Genomic DNA, 15,351 nt, shown 5'->3' with positions numbered 1-15,351 from the left:
CGCATCCTCGGCCAGAAAACCATCGAGTGCGGGCCAGACCCGGATCGCCGCATCAACCAGCGGGTCCGACCCGCGTGCATAAAGCCCGGCCTGGATCATCATCTCCGCGCGGTCATAGGCCCCCAACAGGCGCCGCGCCTGGCTGATCAGCACATTCTCTTCCGCCGTCGCGGCATCCGGCAGGCTGCGCGACACCGACCGCAACAGATCAACCGCCGGAAAGCGTCCGCGCTCGGCGATCTTGCGGTCCATCACTACATGGCCATCCAGCACGCCACGCAGAATGTCGGCCACCGGCTCCTCCATATCCGAGCCTGCGACCAGCACGGAAAAGACCGCCGTGATGTCGCCCGCCCCTTCCGGCCCCGGCCCGGCACGTTCGGCCAGCGCCATGATCGTATGCGCGGTGGAGGGTGGAAAGCCACGCATATGGCCTGGCTCGCCCCCTGCCAGTGCCACCTCGCGGTGTGCTTCGGCAAAGCGCGTGACCGAATCGGCCAGCAGCAGCACATGCTGCCCCTGATCGCGGAAGTGCTCCGCCACCGCCATCGCCGCCCAACCGCAGCGGCGGCGGATCAGCGGCGACTGGTCGGCCGTGGCGGTGACAATCACCGAACGCGACATGCCATAGGCGCCCAGCACCTTTTCAGTGAAATCGCGCAACTCGCGGCCGCGCTCGCCGATCAGCGCGATCACCACCACATCCGCCGCAACGCCGCGCGCGAATTTCGCCAGAAGGGAAGATTTGCCGACGCCCGAGCCCGCAAACAGCCCGATGCGCTGGCCCTGCGCCAGTGGCAACAGCGTGTCAAACACCGCAACCCCAGTCTCCAGCCGCGCCCCCAGCCTGCGCCGCTGCGCCGCTGCGGGGGCGGCCACACGCAGTGGTCGCGGGCACGGGCCGCGAAACAAGGGCCTCCCGTCAAGCGGCTGGCCGAAGGGGTCGATGATCCGCCCGACCCAACTGTCATCCGGCGCAATCAGAGCCTGGCCCAGCAATTCCACGGTATCACCGATCGCCAGCCCATCCGCCGCCTCATCTGCCAGAACCACCAGCCCATCGCGGCCCAGGCGCAGCACTTCGCCGCCGATGTGGCGCGCGGCACCGTGGATCAGCACGCGGTCGCCCATTCCGCTGCTTTGCGCCAGCCCGGTGACCGTCAACGTGCCGCGCCCGATCTCGGCCACCCGCCCGATCCGGTGCGAAAGCACGACTGACCCGATTTCCGCGCGCAATCCGTCAAAAACATTCGCCATCAGATTCCCTCTTTGTTCGCTCAACCCTTTCTAAAGGAATCACCCTTAAGTCTTGGTGAAGCGGATCGAGGGAGAAGCCCCGATGTTTCAATCAGTCGAAATATCCAGAATGGCGCAGGCCATGGCCCGGCACGCCGGGGCACGGCAGGCGGTGATTGCCAGCAATATCGCCCAGGCCGACACGCCGGGCTACAAGGCGCGGGATTTGCCGGCCTTTGCCGCCAGCTATGCGGCGGGTGATGGCCTGCGGGCCACAAGGGCAGGCCATGCCCCGGCACAGGCCGCATTTGCGACCCGGCCCATTGCGGGCGGCAGCGGCGCCGCACCCAACGGCAACAGCGTGTCGCTGGAAACCGAGATGGTGAAGGCGGTGGAAGCCCGGCAGCAGCATGACATGGCGCTGGCCATCTACCGCAGCGTTTCCACCATCCTGCGGACCAGCCTCGGGCGCGGGGGGCGGTAATGAGTGATCTTCTTGCCTCTCTTTCAGCCGCCGCCGCAGGGATGGAGGCGCAGAGCATGCGCCTGCGCCATGTGTCGGAAAACATCGCCAATGCCGACACGCCCGGCTACCGCCGCAAGCTGATCAGCTTTGACCAAACCGTCGATGGTCTGGTGGCTCCCGGCACGGCCCGGCTGGACCGCAGCGAGCTTACGCGAATCTATCAACCCGGCCACCCTTTGGCCGACGCAACTGGTCACTATGACGGCTCGAACGTCGATCTGGTGATCGAAATCGCTGACGCGCGCGAAGCGCAGCGCAGCTATGAGGCGAACCTCAGGATGTTCGACCAGGCCCGGCAGATGACGCAGAGCCTGTTCGACCTTCTGCGCCGTTAGAGGAGATCCAGAATGGAGTTGAAGACCTCTCTTGCCGCCCAGACCTATGCGCTGGCCCGCCCGGCTGTGGCCCCCGAGCCACAGCCGGAAGGGGCGGGGTTTGCCGGTCTGGCCGCCAGTTTTGCCGAAACGATGGCAGCGGGCGAAGATGCTGCCCGCGCCGCCATGACCGGCGATGCAGACCCGCATGCGCTGGTGCAGGCCCTCGCCGCGTCAGAGCTTGCCGTCGAAACCGTGGTCGCCGTGCGCGACAAAGTCGTGGAGGCCTATCAGGAGATCCTGAGGATGCCGGTATGATGCCCGAGGCCGTGATCTACGACACATTGCGCGAGGGGCTCTGGATCGCCGTGCAGATCTCTGCGCCGCTGCTGGCAGTGGCGCTGGTGGCCGGGGTAACGATCGGCCTGTTTCAGGCGCTGACCTCGGTCCAGGAAATGACGCTGACCTTCGTGCCAAAGGTCGGGGCGATGCTGGTGGTGTTCTGGGTTTCGATGAGCTTCATGACCGGAACGCTGGTCAGTTTTTTCACCGGAACGCTGATTCCGCTGATAGCGGAGGGTTGATGATGGACGCTGCTGCCTATGTCACACTGACCCGCCAGTCCGGCCTGATGCGCGAAATGCAGGTGGTGGCCCACAATATTGCCAACCTGTCCACCACGGGATTTCGGCGCGAGGGCGTCATCTTTGCCGAACATGTGGCCCGCTTGCAGGATGCGCCCTCACTGTCGATGGCCCATGCCGACGCCCGGCATATCGACCTTTCACAGGCGGGGCTGGTGCAGACCGGCGCGGCCTTCGATTTCGCGATTCAGGGGCCAGGGTTCTTCCTGATTGAAACCCCGGAGGGCGAGCGGCTGACCCGCGCGGGCAGCTTCACCCCCAATGCCGAGGGCGAGTTGGTCAACGCAGACGGCCACCGCCTGCTGGATCAGGGCGCGGCCCCGGTCTTTGTGCCGCCCGATGCCGGACCGGTCGCCCTGGGGGCGGATGGCACCCTTGCGGCCGGCGGGCAGCCGCTGGCCCGCATAGGCCTCTGGCAGCCCCTGGATCCGAACGACCTGCGGCACCAGGGCGGCACGTTGTTTTCCGCCGCCGCAGGGGTGGAACCGGCCGAAGGTGCCACCCTGCTGCAAGGCGCGCTGGAAGAATCCAACGTCAACCCCGTGGCCGAGATTGCGCGGATGGTCGCAGTGCAGCGCGCCTATGAACTGGGTCAGGGCTTTCTTGACCGTGAAGATGCACGCCTTGCCGGCGTGATCCAGACCCTGGGCCGATAGGAGACGCCAATGAAAGCCTTGCAGATCGCTGCCTCGGGCATGAGCGCGCAACAGATGCGCGTCGATGTCGTGTCCAATAACCTCGCCAACATGTCCACCACCGGGTACAACGCCCGCCGCGCCGATTTTGCCGATCTGCATTACCAGCAGCTTGCACGCCCCGGCACAGTGGCCGCCGAGGATGGCACGCTGCTTCCGACGGGGGTGCAGCTGGGGCTGGGCGTGCGGCCCGCAGCCGTGTCCGTGGTTCTGGCACAAGGCTCGCTGACCCAGACCGGCGGCGATCTTGACGTGGCCATCGAGGGGCGCGGCTATCTGGAGGTTACGCTGCCCTCCGGCCTCTCCGCCTATACCCGCGACGGGGCGCTGAAACGGACGGGCGACGGTCTGATCGTGACCGCCGACGGGCATCAGGTTGCCCCGGGCCTGACGATTCCTGCAGATGCGCGCAGCCTGTCGGTGAATGCGGCGGGCGAGGTTTATGCCTATTTCGCCGACCGGGTGCAGCCCGAACTGCTGGGACAACTGTCCCTGGCCGGTTTCACCAATGAAAAGGGGTTGGAGGCGATGGGTTCGAACCTCTACCTCGAAAGCCCCGCATCTGGGCCGCCTCTGCAGGGCACGGCGGGACAGGACGGGCTGGGCACGTTGCGGCAGGGCTATCTGGAGGAGAGCTCGGTCGATGCCGTTCGCGAGGTGACGGAACTGATCAAGGCGCAGCGCGGCTATGAACTGAACGCCAAGGTCATCACCGCCGCCGACCAGATGCTTGCCGCCACCACGCAGGTGAAGTGATGAAGTCGTTGCTTTTACTGGTTGTTTTTCCGTTTGCCGCGCAGGCCGACAGTCTGGTCGCCACGCGCACCCTGCGGGCCGAAACCATCCTGGCTCCCGCAGACATGATGCTGGTGGCCCAAGCGATTCCCGGCGCACTGGAAGATCCGTCACTGGCCCTAGGACAGGAGGCGCGCGTCACGCTTTATGCCGGGCGGCCGATCCGCGCCGCCGACATCGGCCCCCCCGCCATCGTGGACCGCAACCAGATCGTGGCGCTGCACTACGCCGGTGGCGGGTTGTCGATCCTGACCGAAGGCCGGGCGCTGGCACGCGGCGGTGTGGGTGACGTCATCCGGGTGATGAACCTTGCCTCGCGCAGCACGGTTTCGGGCCGGATAGGCGCCGGCGGTGAAGTAAGCGTTGGCGCAATGGGTGCGATGCCATGATCCGGATGTATCCGCTGCTGCTGCTCTCATTGCTGCCGGCGGCCTGTGGTCGGCTGGGAGACGTGGGCAAGGCGCCCGATTTTTCGCCACTCGAAGGCACGGCGCAGCATGCGATGTATGCCACCCCTCTGCCGTTGGATGCGATGATTGACACGCCGACAGAGGCCTCTTCGCTTTGGACAGGTGGGCAGGCGGCACTGTTTGCTGATCGTCGCGCAGGGCGGCGCGGCGACATCCTTACGGTGGTGATCGAGATCGACGACAAGGCTGAAATATCCAATTCTACCGGTCGCAGCCGCACGGGCAGCGAATCGATGGGCATGCCCGCGCTGTTAGGCATCCCACAGCGGCTGAACGAGGAGCTTCCCGCCGGTGCCAGCATGGCCGAGGCGGTGCGCACCACTTCGGCATCCAGCTACGCGGGCGACGGATCGGTGCAGCGCAATGAAAAGCTGACGTTGCGGGTGGCGGCCACGGTGGTTGAAGAACTGCCGAACGGCGTGCTGCGCATCGCAGGTCAACAGGAAGTGCGCGTGAATTTCGAACTGCGCGAGCTGGTCGTCACCGGCTATGTGCGGCCCACCGACATCTCGCGGCAGAATGAGATCACCTATGACAAGATCGCCGGTGCCCGCGTGGCCTATGGAGGGCGTGGCCAGATCAGCGACGTTCAGCAGCCGCGCTATGGCCAGCAGATCACCGACATCCTGCTGCCTTATTAAGGACAGGTCATGCGCAAGATCCTACCCCTGCTACTTGCTTTGCTCGGCCTTGCCGCGGGGGGCGGCGCGGGCTTTGCCCTGCGTCCCGCGCCGTCCTCTGACGCGCCACCCCCTGAAGCCAAGGCTGAAACCCAGGCTCCACCGGATTATGTCAAGCTGAACAACCAGTTTGTCGTGCCGGTGGTGGAAGATGGACGAGTGGCGGCGTTGGTGATCCTCGCGTTGAGCCTCGAGGTGACGCAGGGCAATTCAGAAGCGGTGTATCTGCGCGAGCCGAAACTGCGCGACGGCATGCTTCAGGTGCTGTTCGATCATGCCAATGCAGGTGGATTTCGCGGGGCGTTCACAGATGGCTCCAACCTTGTCCTGTTGCGCAAAGCGTTGCTGGAAACGGCGAAGCAGGTGCTGGGCGACATGGTGTCGGATGTGTTGATCGTCGACATCATGCGGCAAGACAGCTAGACACTGCCGGGTTGTGTCAGCCCTGCGATCTGAGCTCTTTTTCCAGTTTTGTCTGTATCTTGGCCAGAGTCTCTGCACGGCCGAAGGCGCGACGCGCTTCGTCCTGTGCCACCTGCCACGCCGCCGTCTGCCGCGCCAGCATCAGGTTGATCGCAGCGCGACGCTGATCGGCCCAATGCTGATAGCGCAGTGCGGCCTGAGCGGCTGGCAGCGGGTCCAGCCCAACGCCAGGTTCCGCAACAAGCGCCCGCAGGTGAGCCAGACTGGCCTCGCGCGCTTGCGCCACGACGCTCAGCTCGGCCAGCCGCAGGTCCAGGATCAGCCCGCTGAGTGCCGCTAGGCGCGCCATTTCGGCACGGCGGGTCATCGCGCCACTCCGGCCCTTGCGCGCATCGCCTCGGCAAACCGGATGGCGGCAGCGACGGCGCGATACTGCGTGGGCCGGATCTGTTCACCCACCTTGACGCTGGCGTAAAGCGCCCGAGCCGTTTCCGGATCATGATGCAACGGCACGCCGGACGCGATAGCCTTTTCGCGAATGCGCAGTGCAATCTCGTCAACGCCCTTGGCCAGACAGATCGGCGCGCGCTGGTCGCCGCGCGACCATTTCAGCGCCACAGCGTAATGTGTGGGGTTGACCACCACCACATCGGCCTTCGGCACATCGGCCAGCATGCGGTTGGTCGCAATCTCCTGCCCGCGCTGTCTGCGCTGCGCCTTCATCGCCGGGTCGCCTTCACTGCCTTTTACCTCATCCAGCATGTCCTGACGTGACATCCGGTGACGGCGCAAATGCTCCTGACGCTGCCAGAGATAATCCAATGCTCCGATCACCACGGCGATCAGCACGACCAATGACAGAAATGCCACCAGCAGCTGCAGCAACACGACGGTGGAGATTGCCGGTGCAAGATGAACAGATCCCAGAATGTCATCCGACCGCCGGAACAGGAACTGGCCCAGAATACCCGCAATCACCAAAAGCTTGACCAGGCTTTTCCCGAATTCGAACAGCCCCGACCGACCGAATTTTGTCATCAGCCCCTGCAGGGGGGACAGGCGGTTCAACTTCGGCGCCAGCTTGTCCGGCGTGAACACGATCGTTTGCAGCGCCAGCAGTGTGGAAAATGCCGCCAGAGCGGGAAACAGGAAGAACGGCGCCAGCGCCAGGCCAAACTCCAGAAGCAGGGTGGCCAGCGGGGCGGCGCCCTGCGCCATCATCTGCGGGGCCAGCCGGTCAGAACTTGAAAGCAACTGCGCCCCGGCATCGCCTGCCGCGCGCAACGCGGGCCCGCCTGCATAGAGCGCGGCCAGCAGAAACCCGCCATAACTCGCCGCCGCGACAAGATCGGGCGAGCGGGCAAGTTCGCCACGCGCCCGCGCCTCCTCCAGCCGCCGGTCAGAGGCATCGAACTGCTTTTCGCCGCTTTCTTCGTTTTCGCTCATGGCAGCGGCGCAAACGGGGCCGCCAGATGCGCCTGAAGTGCATGCACCCAAAGCGAGAGCGCAACAGGTGCTGTCACCGCCAGCAGCACAAGGCCGCCGAGGGTCAACGCCGGAGCGCCGACAAAGGCAACCATCAATTGCGGCATGGCCCGGTTGATCACGCCAAGGGCCACGTTATAGATGACTGAGGCAATCACAAACGGTGCGGCCAGGGTAAAACCCAGCCCAAAGGCACGCGTGACCTGCCCCAGACCCCAGTCTGCAAGATCGGCGGCCCGGGGAAGTCGACCCGCTGGAAAGACGTCGTAGGACAGGATCATTGCCTCGGCCGCGCGCAGATGCAGCCCGGTATTGACCGCCAACGCCAACCCGGCCAGCACCAGCAGATTGGCAATGGCAGGCTGAGGTTCCGGCCCCGCCCCCCCGAACAGCTGCGAAAGCGAGGCCGCCTGCGCGGCAATGGTGCCCGCGATCTGCAAAGCCAGAATGAAGAGCCGCAAACCGATGCCCAAAGCGAGTCCGGCCACGACTTCCGCTGCAAACGGAACAATAAAGCCGTCAGTTGGCAGCCGCTCGGCTACCACGGGCAGGATCACGGCGGTAAAGGCCAGTGTCAGCACCAGCCGCACGCGCTGTGGCACAACCTGCTCGCCAAAGGCGGGCAGCAGTGCCATCACCGCACCAACGCGCAAAGACACCAGAAATGCCGACCAGAGCGCGGCCTGCCCCAGCCCTGTCAGTTGGGTGAGCGCAGCGGTGAGGTCAGTCATGCCGGCACCAGACCCACCATGGCAGGCCGTGCCTCCACCCCGATTTCCTCGTAGGACAGAACCGGCGCGCTCAGCCCCTTTGCCGCCATCACGGTGCGCAGAAAACGCCGGCGCAGCGTCGAGGTGACAAGGGCCGGATAGACGCCGGTTTCCGCCGCCCGGTTCAGCCGCTCGGCCAAACCATTGGCCAGACGACCAAAAGCCTCGGGCGGCAGGGCCACGTCACGCAAGCCACGCTCGCCATCAATCTGGTGGATCGCAAAGGTTTTTTCCCATTCCGGAGCCAATTGGATCAGCGGGATCGTACCATCCGGACGCTTCATCTCGGCCACCAGCTGAAAACCCAGCCGCTGGCGCACATGTTCGCAGATTGCCTCTGGCACCCCCAGACCGCGCGCTTCGGCAATCGCTTCAAGGATCAGCGGGAGATTGCGGACCGACACTCGCTCCTCCAGCAACAGGCGCAGCACTGTCAGCAGCAGGTCCACCGGCACCTTTTCGGGCACAAGCTCTTCCAGCAGGCGCCGGTTGGCAGCGGCGCGCGCAGGATCCGAAATGTTGACGAACTCATCCAGCAGCCTGCGCAGACCCTTCAGTGTCAAAAGCCGGGCCAGATTGGCCTTCATCACCTCCAGCAGATGTGTCGCCAGAACCTCGGCCGGAGACACCACAGTCAGGCCTGCAAGGGCTGCATCCTCTTGATCATCCGTCAGAATCCACCGGGCGGGGGCGCCGTAGACCGGCTCACGCACATCCTGCCCCTCGGGTGCGGGGACTCCCTCGGCAAGCAGCACCAGGGTACGGTCCGGCTCCAACCGGTCGCGGACACGCTCCACCCCCTGCAGCCGGATGCGGTAGGTGCCCGGCGGAAGGTTCGCCTCGTCGGTCAGGCGGATCTCGGGCAGGATCAGGCCAAAGGCACTGGCCACATGCACCCGCATATTGGTGATTCGGGCATCGAGGCCGGTGGCAGGATCAAGCACCATGGCAACCAGATCAGGCGCAAATTCGATGTGGATATCGTCAAAATCCAGCACATCGCCCATCGGACGCGCGCGGGCAACCTCGGTCAGCAGTGGCAAGGGATCAGCCGCCACCGGCCTGCGCACGCCAACGACAGCGGCACCGCCCAGAATCACCGCGCCGATCATGAAAGGCAGAAAGGGCAGGCCCGGCACCAGCGCGAACAGCGCCATCAGGGCGGCGACAGTGCCCAAGGCACCCGGATACCTGCCCAGTTGCGCGAAGAATGATACATCCGTTGCACCGCGGGCCCCGCCGCGGGCCAGCAGCAAAGCCGCCGCAACCGAGATGATCACGGCCGGAATCTGACTGACCAGCCCATCGCCCACCGTAAGAATGGCATAGGTTTCAAAGGCTTCACCCAAGGGCATGCCATGCACCGCCACACCCATGATCAACCCCATCACGATGTTCAGCGCTGTGATCAGGAGGCCGGCCACCGCATCGCCCTTCACGAATTTCGATGCGCCGTCGAGGGAGCCGAAGAAATTCGTCTCGGCCAGCTCACTCTCCCGCCGCGCCTTTGCCTCGGCATGACCGATAGCACCCGCCGCCATGTCGCTGTCGATCGCCAGTTGCTTGCCCGGCATGCCATCCAGCGCGAAACGCGCACCCACCTCGGCCATCCGGCCTGCGCCTTTGGTGATCACAACGAAATTCACGATCATCAGCACACAAAAGATCACCACCCCCAGCAGCACGCTGCCATCCATGATGAAATTTGCAAAACCCTCGATCACATGGCCGGCTGCGTCCGTACCCGTGTGGCCCTGGCCGATGATCAGCTTGGTTGACGATACGTTCAGTGACAGCCGCAACAGCAGCGAGGCCAGCAGGATGGTGGGAAAGGCTGAAAATTCCAGCGGGCGCTCGATGAACAGGGTGACAGTGAACATCAGGATGGCCAGCGCAAAGGACAACGCGAGACCGATGTCCAGCATCCAGGACGGAACCGGCAGCACCATCATCACGATCACCGCCATCAGCGCCAAGGCAAGCAGAATCGTCGGTTGAAAAAGGTTGCGCAGGGTCAGGCGTGGCAGGGTCATCTCAGTCTCCGATCAGTCGATGCCTGGCGGCAGTCCGAGGAACCAGCGAGGCACCCAACCCCATCGCGCCCGCCATCAACAACGGAAACCCGTTGGCACGGGCCGACGGGATTGCCATCTGCGGCAACGACGGGTCAAATGTGGCCAGAACAGTGGCATAGCGCGCCAGATAGCGTTCGGCATTTTCCGGCGTGGAGGAATGATAGGCACCGACCGCATCAGTCCAATCGCCCGTCTGCGCATGAAGCCGTTTCAGAAAGTCAGCCGCATAGTCTGCATTCTGGGCTGGATCGAACATGTCGGACAGGGCCGCGAATGCCGCACCGTGCCAGCGATAGTTGAGCTGGAAGCATCCGACGTCAACGTTGCTGCGACCTTCGGCAAGCACGTTTGCGACAAGGTCAATGGCTTCATCCCGCGAGGCGAGCCAGTGGCTTTCACCGCCAACATTGACGGACCAGGGCCAGGGCACAAGCCTGCCATGTTCGCCGCGCCCGGTTTCCGTCAGCGTGATGGCCTGCATCACCGTTGAGGGCACACCACTGCGTTGCGCCGCAACAGCGGCGGCCTGAAGACAAAGCTCGCCAGGTGTGGCGCCTAGGTGGCCAGCAGGCAGCGCTAGCAAAAGAACTGCCAGGAACAACCTCGCAGGGCCGGGTCGCTTGAGTGCGGTCAATGACATGATCCTTGGGTGTCCGGCATTCTGCCGGGTGATGACAGGCTAGCGTGTGAGTCTTTCCATCCGGTAATCGCTCACGGGTTTGGCGTGGCTGCCAACAGGCCGGTAAGCGTCGTGCGGGCCGCAGAACTCTCGGCAATCAGCGCATTCGCCCGGGCCAGCGCGCCATCGGCCGTCGGCAAGGGTTCCGTCGCCAGCACCGCAGCCGACTGCCACGGCGGGGGACTGTCTGCCGCGAGCTGCGCCCAGTCCTCCGCCAGCTTTGCGGCTGAAAGCTGACCTGGGCGGTCATCGAGTTGCTCATAGGCCGTTGCAGCCATCGCGGCATCTCCCAGTTGCAATGCTGCCTTTGCGCGCAGGCTTTCCGCGGCTTCACCCGGAAGCCCGGCCAGATGCCGCAACGCCGCCCGCGCATCGCGCCGCGCAAGCTCAGCTTCCGCCGCAAGCAATCGATGGCCGTCCCCAGCGGTTGTTTCAGGCTGCAGCCAGTGCAAGGCGGCAGCGCCGAGGCCAAGACGGATGAGCCGCTCTGCAATCCGGGTGCGGGTCGCGTCTGTGACATCTGGTAGCAATTCGCCTGCCGGACGTATTCCATGTGCCAGAAGCGCGCTGTCGGGGCCGCTTTCCGCCAGTATTGTCCAAAGGCCTGCCTCCGCACCCGGCGACTGGTCACGCAAGGCAAATGCCGAGTCGAAATCACCAGCGGCGGCCAGCGCCAGAATATGCGCCCTTTGCAACGCGGGCTCCCGCGTGCCGCCCCGATGTTCTTGCGAAAGCGCAGCCAGCGTCGTGACCGTCGACGGATCGACCGGCCTCCCTGTTGCCACCAGTTGCTCAACCCACGCGATCATCGCATCGGCATGGCCGGGGCCTGATTCCGCCGCCAAATCCGCCAGAGCCTGTTCTGCAGTGGCTGTCTGACCCTGCGCCATATCCAATTCGGCATTCATCAGCTGCACCGCGGGGTCAGAATCAGGCCCGGCGCGCAGAATGGCGTCGCGGATCGCACGGGCAACCCCGGTTTCACCACGCGCCAGAAACCGCTCTGCCAACCCCGGCCCCAAATGCCGGCGCAGATGCAGCGGCAGAGCCGAAAAACTGCGCAAGACTGCGGCGGTATTCGCTTGCGGTACCCCTTGTGGCGCGGCCAGTGTGGCCCATAGCGCTGCCGCCGTGTCACAAGGGGCCATTCCGGCAAAAGCGCCATCCTGCGCTTGCCCGTCATCCATGATGCGTGCCATGCTGTCCAAGATTGCGCGGTCCGGCAAACCGGAGCCAAAGTGGCGCAACAGGTGCAATGCTTCAGCACCAAAGCCCAGATACAACAATTGCCGCAGGGCCCGTCCAATTCCGGCCTCGTCGGGGGCAAAGAATTCGCCGAGCAGCCCGGCCGTCCCCGCTGCCATCTGCGCGGCCACAGGCTGGTCGCTGCCCCAGCCCGAAACGTCAAGCTGCGCATCACTCATACAGCGTGAACCGTCACCTGTCAGATGACCCTCCTCGCGATCGGCCGGGGCGGCGTCAAAGCCCGGCTCGGCACCGACCCGCATCTGCGCCAGAGGGCGCAAAGGACCGGCGGTCGGCAGTTCCGTTGCCATATCGACCACGCCACGTGCGACGCCGCGGCTCAGTTGTTCCAGCAGCGCATCGCGCAGCCCGGTCAGCGCCGGATCTTCCAGCTGAGGCAAATCCATGGGCCTGGCAGGTCTGGCTTTGGGTCGCTGTGCCACGCCTTTCGCCTGCAAAGGCAGCACAACGCCTGTCACAGGGTTTTCAAAGGCTGAGCCGTCAGGAGGCGGGCCGTCATGCAAGTCTATCACCAGAATGTCCGGGCGGAAGGCGAAGGGCTGTGCATGGCATGCGCAGCCCAGGCCCAGACGCAATTCGCCCGTCTCCGGGTCGGCCCAGATCGCCGATAGCCGGTCGCGCCGGATCAGGCGGTAAACCTCGGTGAGGTCAAAACGAGGTGTACCGTCAAGCCGCAGCGCGTAGCCATCTGCTGTTCGACCTAGTTGCCAGCCTTGCGCCCCATCAAGCTCCAGCACCAGCCGGGTGAATCCGGCATGTTCGCCAGATTTCACCACCACCGGTGCCGCCAAAGCCGCAGGTGCCAGCAAAAGCAACCAGAGAATCAGGGCTTTCATGCCGCCTCCTGCTTCAAAGCGCGCAACGCATCTTCAAGGTCGCCGAAACTGGGGCGGACATGGTGCGGCGTGTTCTGCCGGCCCACTTCGATGCAGATGTTGGCGGGATGGTTGTGCAGATTGGCCACAAGAACCTCGCGGATCAGGGCATAAAAATGCCCGTCTTCCTCAATCACCGCCTTCACCCGCGTGGCAAAGGGGCCGACGAGACCATAGGCCAGAAACACACCCAGAAAGGTGCCAACCAGAGCGCCGCCGATCATCTTGCCCAAAATCTCGGGGGGCTGGTCGATGGAGCCCATGGTCTTGATAACCCCCAGAACCGCCGCGACGATACCCAACGCGGGCAGCGCATCGGCCACGGTTTGCAGGGCATGGCTGGAATGCAGAGCATGGTGGTGTGCCGTTTCCATCCTTTTATCCAGCACCTCCTCCACCTGGTGCGGATCGTCGTAGTTCATAGAGGCCGCACGCAGCGTGTCGCAGATCAGGTCAACCGCCTCATGGTCGTGCAGGATGCGGGGGTAGCGGGTGAAAACGGCCGATTCGTGCGGGTTTTCGATATGTTCTTCCAACCCCACGGGATTGTTGCGCGCGATGCGGATCAGTTCGAACAGCAGGCACAGCAGATCACGGTAGTCAGCGGGCCGCCAGCGGGCGCCCTTGAACACTTTGCCAACATCTTTCAGCGTATGCTTCACCGCTGCAAAATCATTTGACAGCAGGAAAGCGCCGGTTGCAGCGCCCCCGATCATGATCATCTCGAAAGGCAGCGATTTCAGGATGATGCCCATTTTGCCACCGGCCAGAAGATAGCCGCCGAAGACCATGACGAAGATCACCGCAATGCCAATCAGGCCGATCATGCTGTTCTCCTGCTGCGTGCCGGGCTGTCTGCGCCCAGGGGCAAAGCTGACAGAGCCGGGTTAACAAAGCCTCACCGTCTATTCGGTCGGCACGGCGGTGTTGCGTCCGGCCAGCAGTGCACTGATGGCATAGGCAGCCTCGGCAGGCAGGCCCGACAGAACGGCGGCAGCCGCATCCGGGCGCATGCGGCCCAGAAAACCGGCCGCAAACTCCGGGTCCATGGCGGCAAAAAGATTGGCCGCGTCTTTCGGTTTCATCGTTTCATACACCGCTGTCAGCCGCGCGAGGTCGGCCTCTGCCGCGCCGTCAGCCATCGCCAGCGTGGCGGCCAGATCAGCCTCGGCGGATTCAAGCGCCGCCATCCGTCGGGTGATGGCGGCATCGGCGAGGGCAAGCGCGGCAACACGCTGTGCCAGGGCATCCTCCTGCACCCGCACCTGATTCTCGCGAGCCAGCAAGGCCTCGGCCAGGGCAAGCGGCGGCGAGGGACAGACGAGAGGCGCGTCAGCATCTGCCCCCGCGTCCGGAGCGCGGGCCAGTGCCACGCCAACGCCCGCACCGATCCGCAATGCCGCAGAACAGGCCAGCAGCAGCGCAAGGATGATCAGTGTGCCGCGTCCGGCCCTACGGCCCCGTCTTGCGCTCATTCGGCAGCCTCCTGCATGTCGCGCGACGCACGCCGTCGTGCGAATCGTGGCCGGTGATCTGTCGCTTCGGTGCCTGTGACCTTCGGTTCCGGCAGGTCGTGCAGCGAGGCCATCAGCAATTCCAGCCGCGTTGCCACAGCCTCTCCGCGGGCGGTCAACGCCTCAAGCGTTGTGGCAGATCCGGCCGCAGCCGCCTGCGCCCGCTCCAGCGCCCGGGTCATGTCATCGACCTGCGCCGAAAGGACGGCAATGGCACCGCCCATCCCGCTTTCCAGGGTCGTGAAACGTTTCAGCCGCTGCGCCAGCACATAGCAGTAGACGGCAGCGCCAAAAGCACCTGCCACCATCAGAATATCGGCGATGACATCCATGGCATTCTCCTTAGTTCAGCACGAATTCGGTGATCAGCAGGTCACGCACCCGCCCATCGCCCGTGACGATCTGCACGCGGCGCAGCATCTGCGCGCGCAGCCGCAACAGCGCTGCCGGGTCTTCCAGCTGCGCCACCTCGACCGCGCGCAGGTAGCTGTTCAGCACGTCCAGAATGCGCGGCATCAGCAGCACAACCTCGGCTGCGGTTGGTTTTGCCACCTCCAACTGCGCCGTGAACCGCAGGTGCTTGTTCTGCGCACCGGGGCCAAGCGTGATAACCACCGGATCGACGGGCACGAAGGTGATGTCGGGCAATGGCCCGGCTGCTTCCTCCAAATTCTCTCCCTCTGCCTGTGCGTCGGCGTGAGGTGCGAGAATCAGGCCGGAAAACGTGGCATAAAAGCCGCCCGCACCCAGCAGCAGCGCCAGCAGACTGCCCAATAGCATGGGCCAGCGGGCGCGCTTGGGTGGGGCTTCGGGCAAGGCATCGGTGTCGGCCATCATCCTCTCCGGCGGTCTGTGATCTGCTTCTTATAGCCCTGTGGTCACTAACCGATTGTTAAGCCGGATC

The 15,351-nt window shown here is 64.5% G+C and carries 20 protein-coding genes; 9 read left to right on the top strand and 11 right to left on the bottom strand.

The window, feature by feature from the left end; translation table 11 throughout:
• The coding region (locus tag GEU84_RS09510) for a FliI/YscN family ATPase (protein ID WP_174539719.1) at positions 1-1,257 on the bottom strand (1,257 nt) is incomplete at its 3' end.
• An 82-nt stretch (positions 1,258-1,339) separates the two neighbouring features.
• Here GEU84_RS09510 and GEU84_RS09505 point away from each other — a divergent pair.
• From GEU84_RS09505 to GEU84_RS09465, 9 genes are read left to right on the top strand one after another with little or no spacing between them, the layout of a single operon-like run.
• Complete coding sequence (locus GEU84_RS09505; protein WP_174539718.1) at positions 1,340-1,720, top strand: FlgB family protein; 381 nt, start codon at positions 1,340-1,342, stop codon at positions 1,718-1,720.
• On the top strand, positions 1,720-2,097 hold the full coding sequence (gene flgC / locus GEU84_RS09500; RefSeq protein WP_174539717.1) for a flagellar basal body rod protein FlgC: 378 nt from the start codon (positions 1,720-1,722) through the stop codon (positions 2,095-2,097). Before GEU84_RS09505 ends, flgC begins: the two co-directional genes overlap by 1 nt.
• A 12-nt stretch (positions 2,098-2,109) precedes the next feature.
• Positions 2,110-2,394, top strand: a complete 285-nt coding sequence (gene fliE, locus GEU84_RS09495) for a flagellar hook-basal body complex protein FliE (protein ID WP_174539716.1) — start codon at positions 2,110-2,112, stop codon at positions 2,392-2,394.
• Positions 2,394-2,660, top strand: a complete 267-nt coding sequence (locus GEU84_RS09490; RefSeq protein ID WP_174539749.1) for a flagellar biosynthetic protein FliQ — start codon at positions 2,394-2,396, stop codon at positions 2,658-2,660. Before fliE ends, GEU84_RS09490 begins: the two co-directional genes overlap by 1 nt.
• Before the next feature lie 2 nt (positions 2,661-2,662).
• A complete protein-coding gene (locus tag GEU84_RS09485) occupies positions 2,663-3,376 on the top strand; it encodes a flagellar hook-basal body complex protein (RefSeq protein WP_174539748.1) in 714 nt (237 codons plus the stop codon).
• A gap of 9 nt (positions 3,377-3,385) precedes the next feature.
• On the top strand, positions 3,386-4,171 hold the full coding sequence (gene flgG / locus GEU84_RS09480) for a flagellar basal-body rod protein FlgG (protein WP_174539715.1): 786 nt from the start codon (positions 3,386-3,388) through the stop codon (positions 4,169-4,171).
• The gene (gene flgA / locus GEU84_RS09475; RefSeq protein ID WP_174539714.1) at positions 4,171-4,599 is read left to right on the top strand and encodes a flagellar basal body P-ring formation chaperone FlgA; all 429 of its coding nucleotides are present in this window, start codon (positions 4,171-4,173) and stop codon (positions 4,597-4,599) included. Before flgG ends, flgA begins: the two co-directional genes overlap by 1 nt.
• A gap of 5 nt (positions 4,600-4,604) precedes the next feature.
• A complete protein-coding gene (gene flgH, locus GEU84_RS09470) occupies positions 4,605-5,321 on the top strand; it encodes a flagellar basal body L-ring protein FlgH (protein ID WP_174539747.1) in 717 nt (238 codons plus the stop codon).
• Positions 5,322-5,330: 9 nt separating this feature from the next.
• Positions 5,331-5,783 carry a flagellar basal body-associated FliL family protein gene (locus tag GEU84_RS09465; RefSeq protein WP_174539713.1) on the top strand — a complete coding sequence of 151 codons (453 nt, stop codon included), beginning with the start codon at positions 5,331-5,333 and terminating at the stop codon, positions 5,781-5,783.
• 16 nt (positions 5,784-5,799) lie between these two features.
• Here the strand turns inward: GEU84_RS09465 and GEU84_RS09460 are convergent, their stop codons facing one another.
• From GEU84_RS09460 to GEU84_RS09415, 10 genes are all read right to left on the bottom strand, one after another.
• Positions 5,800-6,150: a hypothetical protein gene (locus GEU84_RS09460; protein ID WP_174539712.1), complete on the bottom strand. Its 351-nt coding sequence runs from the start codon at positions 6,148-6,150 to the stop codon at positions 5,800-5,802.
• A complete protein-coding gene (flhB, locus tag GEU84_RS09455) occupies positions 6,147-7,229 on the bottom strand; it encodes a flagellar type III secretion system protein FlhB (protein WP_174539711.1) in 1,083 nt (360 codons plus the stop codon). The genes GEU84_RS09460 and flhB overlap by 4 nt, the downstream gene beginning before the upstream one ends.
• Entirely contained in the window at positions 7,226-7,999 is a 774-nt protein-coding gene (locus GEU84_RS09450; RefSeq protein WP_174539710.1) for a flagellar biosynthetic protein FliR, read from the bottom strand. Before GEU84_RS09450 ends, flhB begins: the two co-directional genes overlap by 4 nt.
• The gene (locus GEU84_RS09445) at positions 7,996-10,071 is read right to left on the bottom strand and encodes a flagellar biosynthesis protein FlhA (RefSeq protein WP_174539709.1); all 2,076 of its coding nucleotides are present in this window, start codon (positions 10,069-10,071) and stop codon (positions 7,996-7,998) included. The genes GEU84_RS09450 and GEU84_RS09445 overlap by 4 nt, the downstream gene beginning before the upstream one ends.
• A 1-nt stretch (position 10,072) precedes the next feature.
• Complete coding sequence (locus tag GEU84_RS09440) at positions 10,073-10,594, bottom strand: transglycosylase SLT domain-containing protein (RefSeq protein ID WP_241427628.1); 522 nt, start codon at positions 10,592-10,594, stop codon at positions 10,073-10,075.
• A gap of 230 nt (positions 10,595-10,824) precedes the next feature.
• Positions 10,825-12,795: a hypothetical protein gene (locus tag GEU84_RS09435; protein ID WP_174539707.1), complete on the bottom strand. Its 1,971-nt coding sequence runs from the start codon at positions 12,793-12,795 to the stop codon at positions 10,825-10,827.
• Positions 12,796-12,890: 95 nt separating this feature from the next.
• On the bottom strand, positions 12,891-13,760 hold the full coding sequence (motA, locus tag GEU84_RS09430) for a flagellar motor stator protein MotA (RefSeq protein ID WP_174539706.1): 870 nt from the start codon (positions 13,758-13,760) through the stop codon (positions 12,891-12,893).
• A 78-nt stretch (positions 13,761-13,838) separates the two neighbouring features.
• Positions 13,839-14,408, bottom strand: coding sequence for a MotE family protein (locus tag GEU84_RS09425; protein ID WP_174539705.1), 570 nt, complete (start codon positions 14,406-14,408; stop codon positions 13,839-13,841).
• Positions 14,405-14,779, bottom strand: coding sequence for a hypothetical protein (locus GEU84_RS09420; protein ID WP_174539704.1), 375 nt, complete (start codon positions 14,777-14,779; stop codon positions 14,405-14,407). Before GEU84_RS09420 ends, GEU84_RS09425 begins: the two co-directional genes overlap by 4 nt.
• 10 nt (positions 14,780-14,789) lie before the next feature.
• A complete protein-coding gene (locus GEU84_RS09415) occupies positions 14,790-15,281 on the bottom strand; it encodes a flagellar basal body-associated FliL family protein (RefSeq protein ID WP_174539703.1) in 492 nt (163 codons plus the stop codon).
• Positions 15,282-15,351: the final 70 nt, after the last annotated feature.

The sequence above is a fragment of the Fertoeibacter niger genome (assembly GCF_009380135.2).
Taxonomy (GTDB): Bacteria; Pseudomonadota; Alphaproteobacteria; order Rhodobacterales; family Rhodobacteraceae; genus Fertoeibacter; species Fertoeibacter niger.
Note: the sequence above shows the minus strand (reverse complement) of the source record. Positions and strands in the feature narration are given on the sequence as shown.

What these genes read in the sequence shown, in the direction of transcription:
- GEU84_RS09505 (WP_174539718.1), top strand. Translation starts at nt 1,340, where the DNA reads ATGTTTCAATCAGTCGAAATATCCAGAATGGCGCAGGCCATGGCCCGG.
- flgC (WP_174539717.1), top strand. Translation starts at nt 1,720, where the DNA reads ATGAGTGATCTTCTTGCCTCTCTTTCAGCCGCCGCCGCAGGGATGGAG.
- fliE (WP_174539716.1), top strand. Translation starts at nt 2,110, where the DNA reads ATGGAGTTGAAGACCTCTCTTGCCGCCCAGACCTATGCGCTGGCCCGC.
- GEU84_RS09490 (WP_174539749.1), top strand. Translation starts at nt 2,394, where the DNA reads ATGCCCGAGGCCGTGATCTACGACACATTGCGCGAGGGGCTCTGGATC.
- GEU84_RS09485 (WP_174539748.1), top strand. Translation starts at nt 2,663, where the DNA reads ATGGACGCTGCTGCCTATGTCACACTGACCCGCCAGTCCGGCCTGATG.
- flgG (WP_174539715.1), top strand. Translation starts at nt 3,386, where the DNA reads ATGAAAGCCTTGCAGATCGCTGCCTCGGGCATGAGCGCGCAACAGATG.
- flgA (WP_174539714.1), top strand. Translation starts at nt 4,171, where the DNA reads ATGAAGTCGTTGCTTTTACTGGTTGTTTTTCCGTTTGCCGCGCAGGCC.
- flgH (WP_174539747.1), top strand. Translation starts at nt 4,605, where the DNA reads ATGTATCCGCTGCTGCTGCTCTCATTGCTGCCGGCGGCCTGTGGTCGG.
- GEU84_RS09465 (WP_174539713.1), top strand. Translation starts at nt 5,331, where the DNA reads ATGCGCAAGATCCTACCCCTGCTACTTGCTTTGCTCGGCCTTGCCGCG.
- GEU84_RS09460 (WP_174539712.1), bottom strand. Translation starts at nt 6,150, where the DNA reads ATGACCCGCCGTGCCGAAATGGCGCGCCTAGCGGCACTCAGCGGGCTG.
- flhB (WP_174539711.1), bottom strand. Translation starts at nt 7,229, where the DNA reads ATGAGCGAAAACGAAGAAAGCGGCGAAAAGCAGTTCGATGCCTCTGAC.
- GEU84_RS09450 (WP_174539710.1), bottom strand. Translation starts at nt 7,999, where the DNA reads ATGACTGACCTCACCGCTGCGCTCACCCAACTGACAGGGCTGGGGCAG.
- GEU84_RS09445 (WP_174539709.1), bottom strand. Translation starts at nt 10,071, where the DNA reads ATGACCCTGCCACGCCTGACCCTGCGCAACCTTTTTCAACCGACGATT.
- GEU84_RS09440 (WP_241427628.1), bottom strand. Translation starts at nt 10,594, where the DNA reads ATGCAGGCCATCACGCTGACGGAAACCGGGCGCGGCGAACATGGCAGG.
- motA (WP_174539706.1), bottom strand. Translation starts at nt 13,760, where the DNA reads ATGATCGGCCTGATTGGCATTGCGGTGATCTTCGTCATGGTCTTCGGC.
- GEU84_RS09425 (WP_174539705.1), bottom strand. Translation starts at nt 14,408, where the DNA reads ATGAGCGCAAGACGGGGCCGTAGGGCCGGACGCGGCACACTGATCATC.
- GEU84_RS09420 (WP_174539704.1), bottom strand. Translation starts at nt 14,779, where the DNA reads ATGGATGTCATCGCCGATATTCTGATGGTGGCAGGTGCTTTTGGCGCT.
- GEU84_RS09415 (WP_174539703.1), bottom strand. Translation starts at nt 15,281, where the DNA reads ATGGCCGACACCGATGCCTTGCCCGAAGCCCCACCCAAGCGCGCCCGC.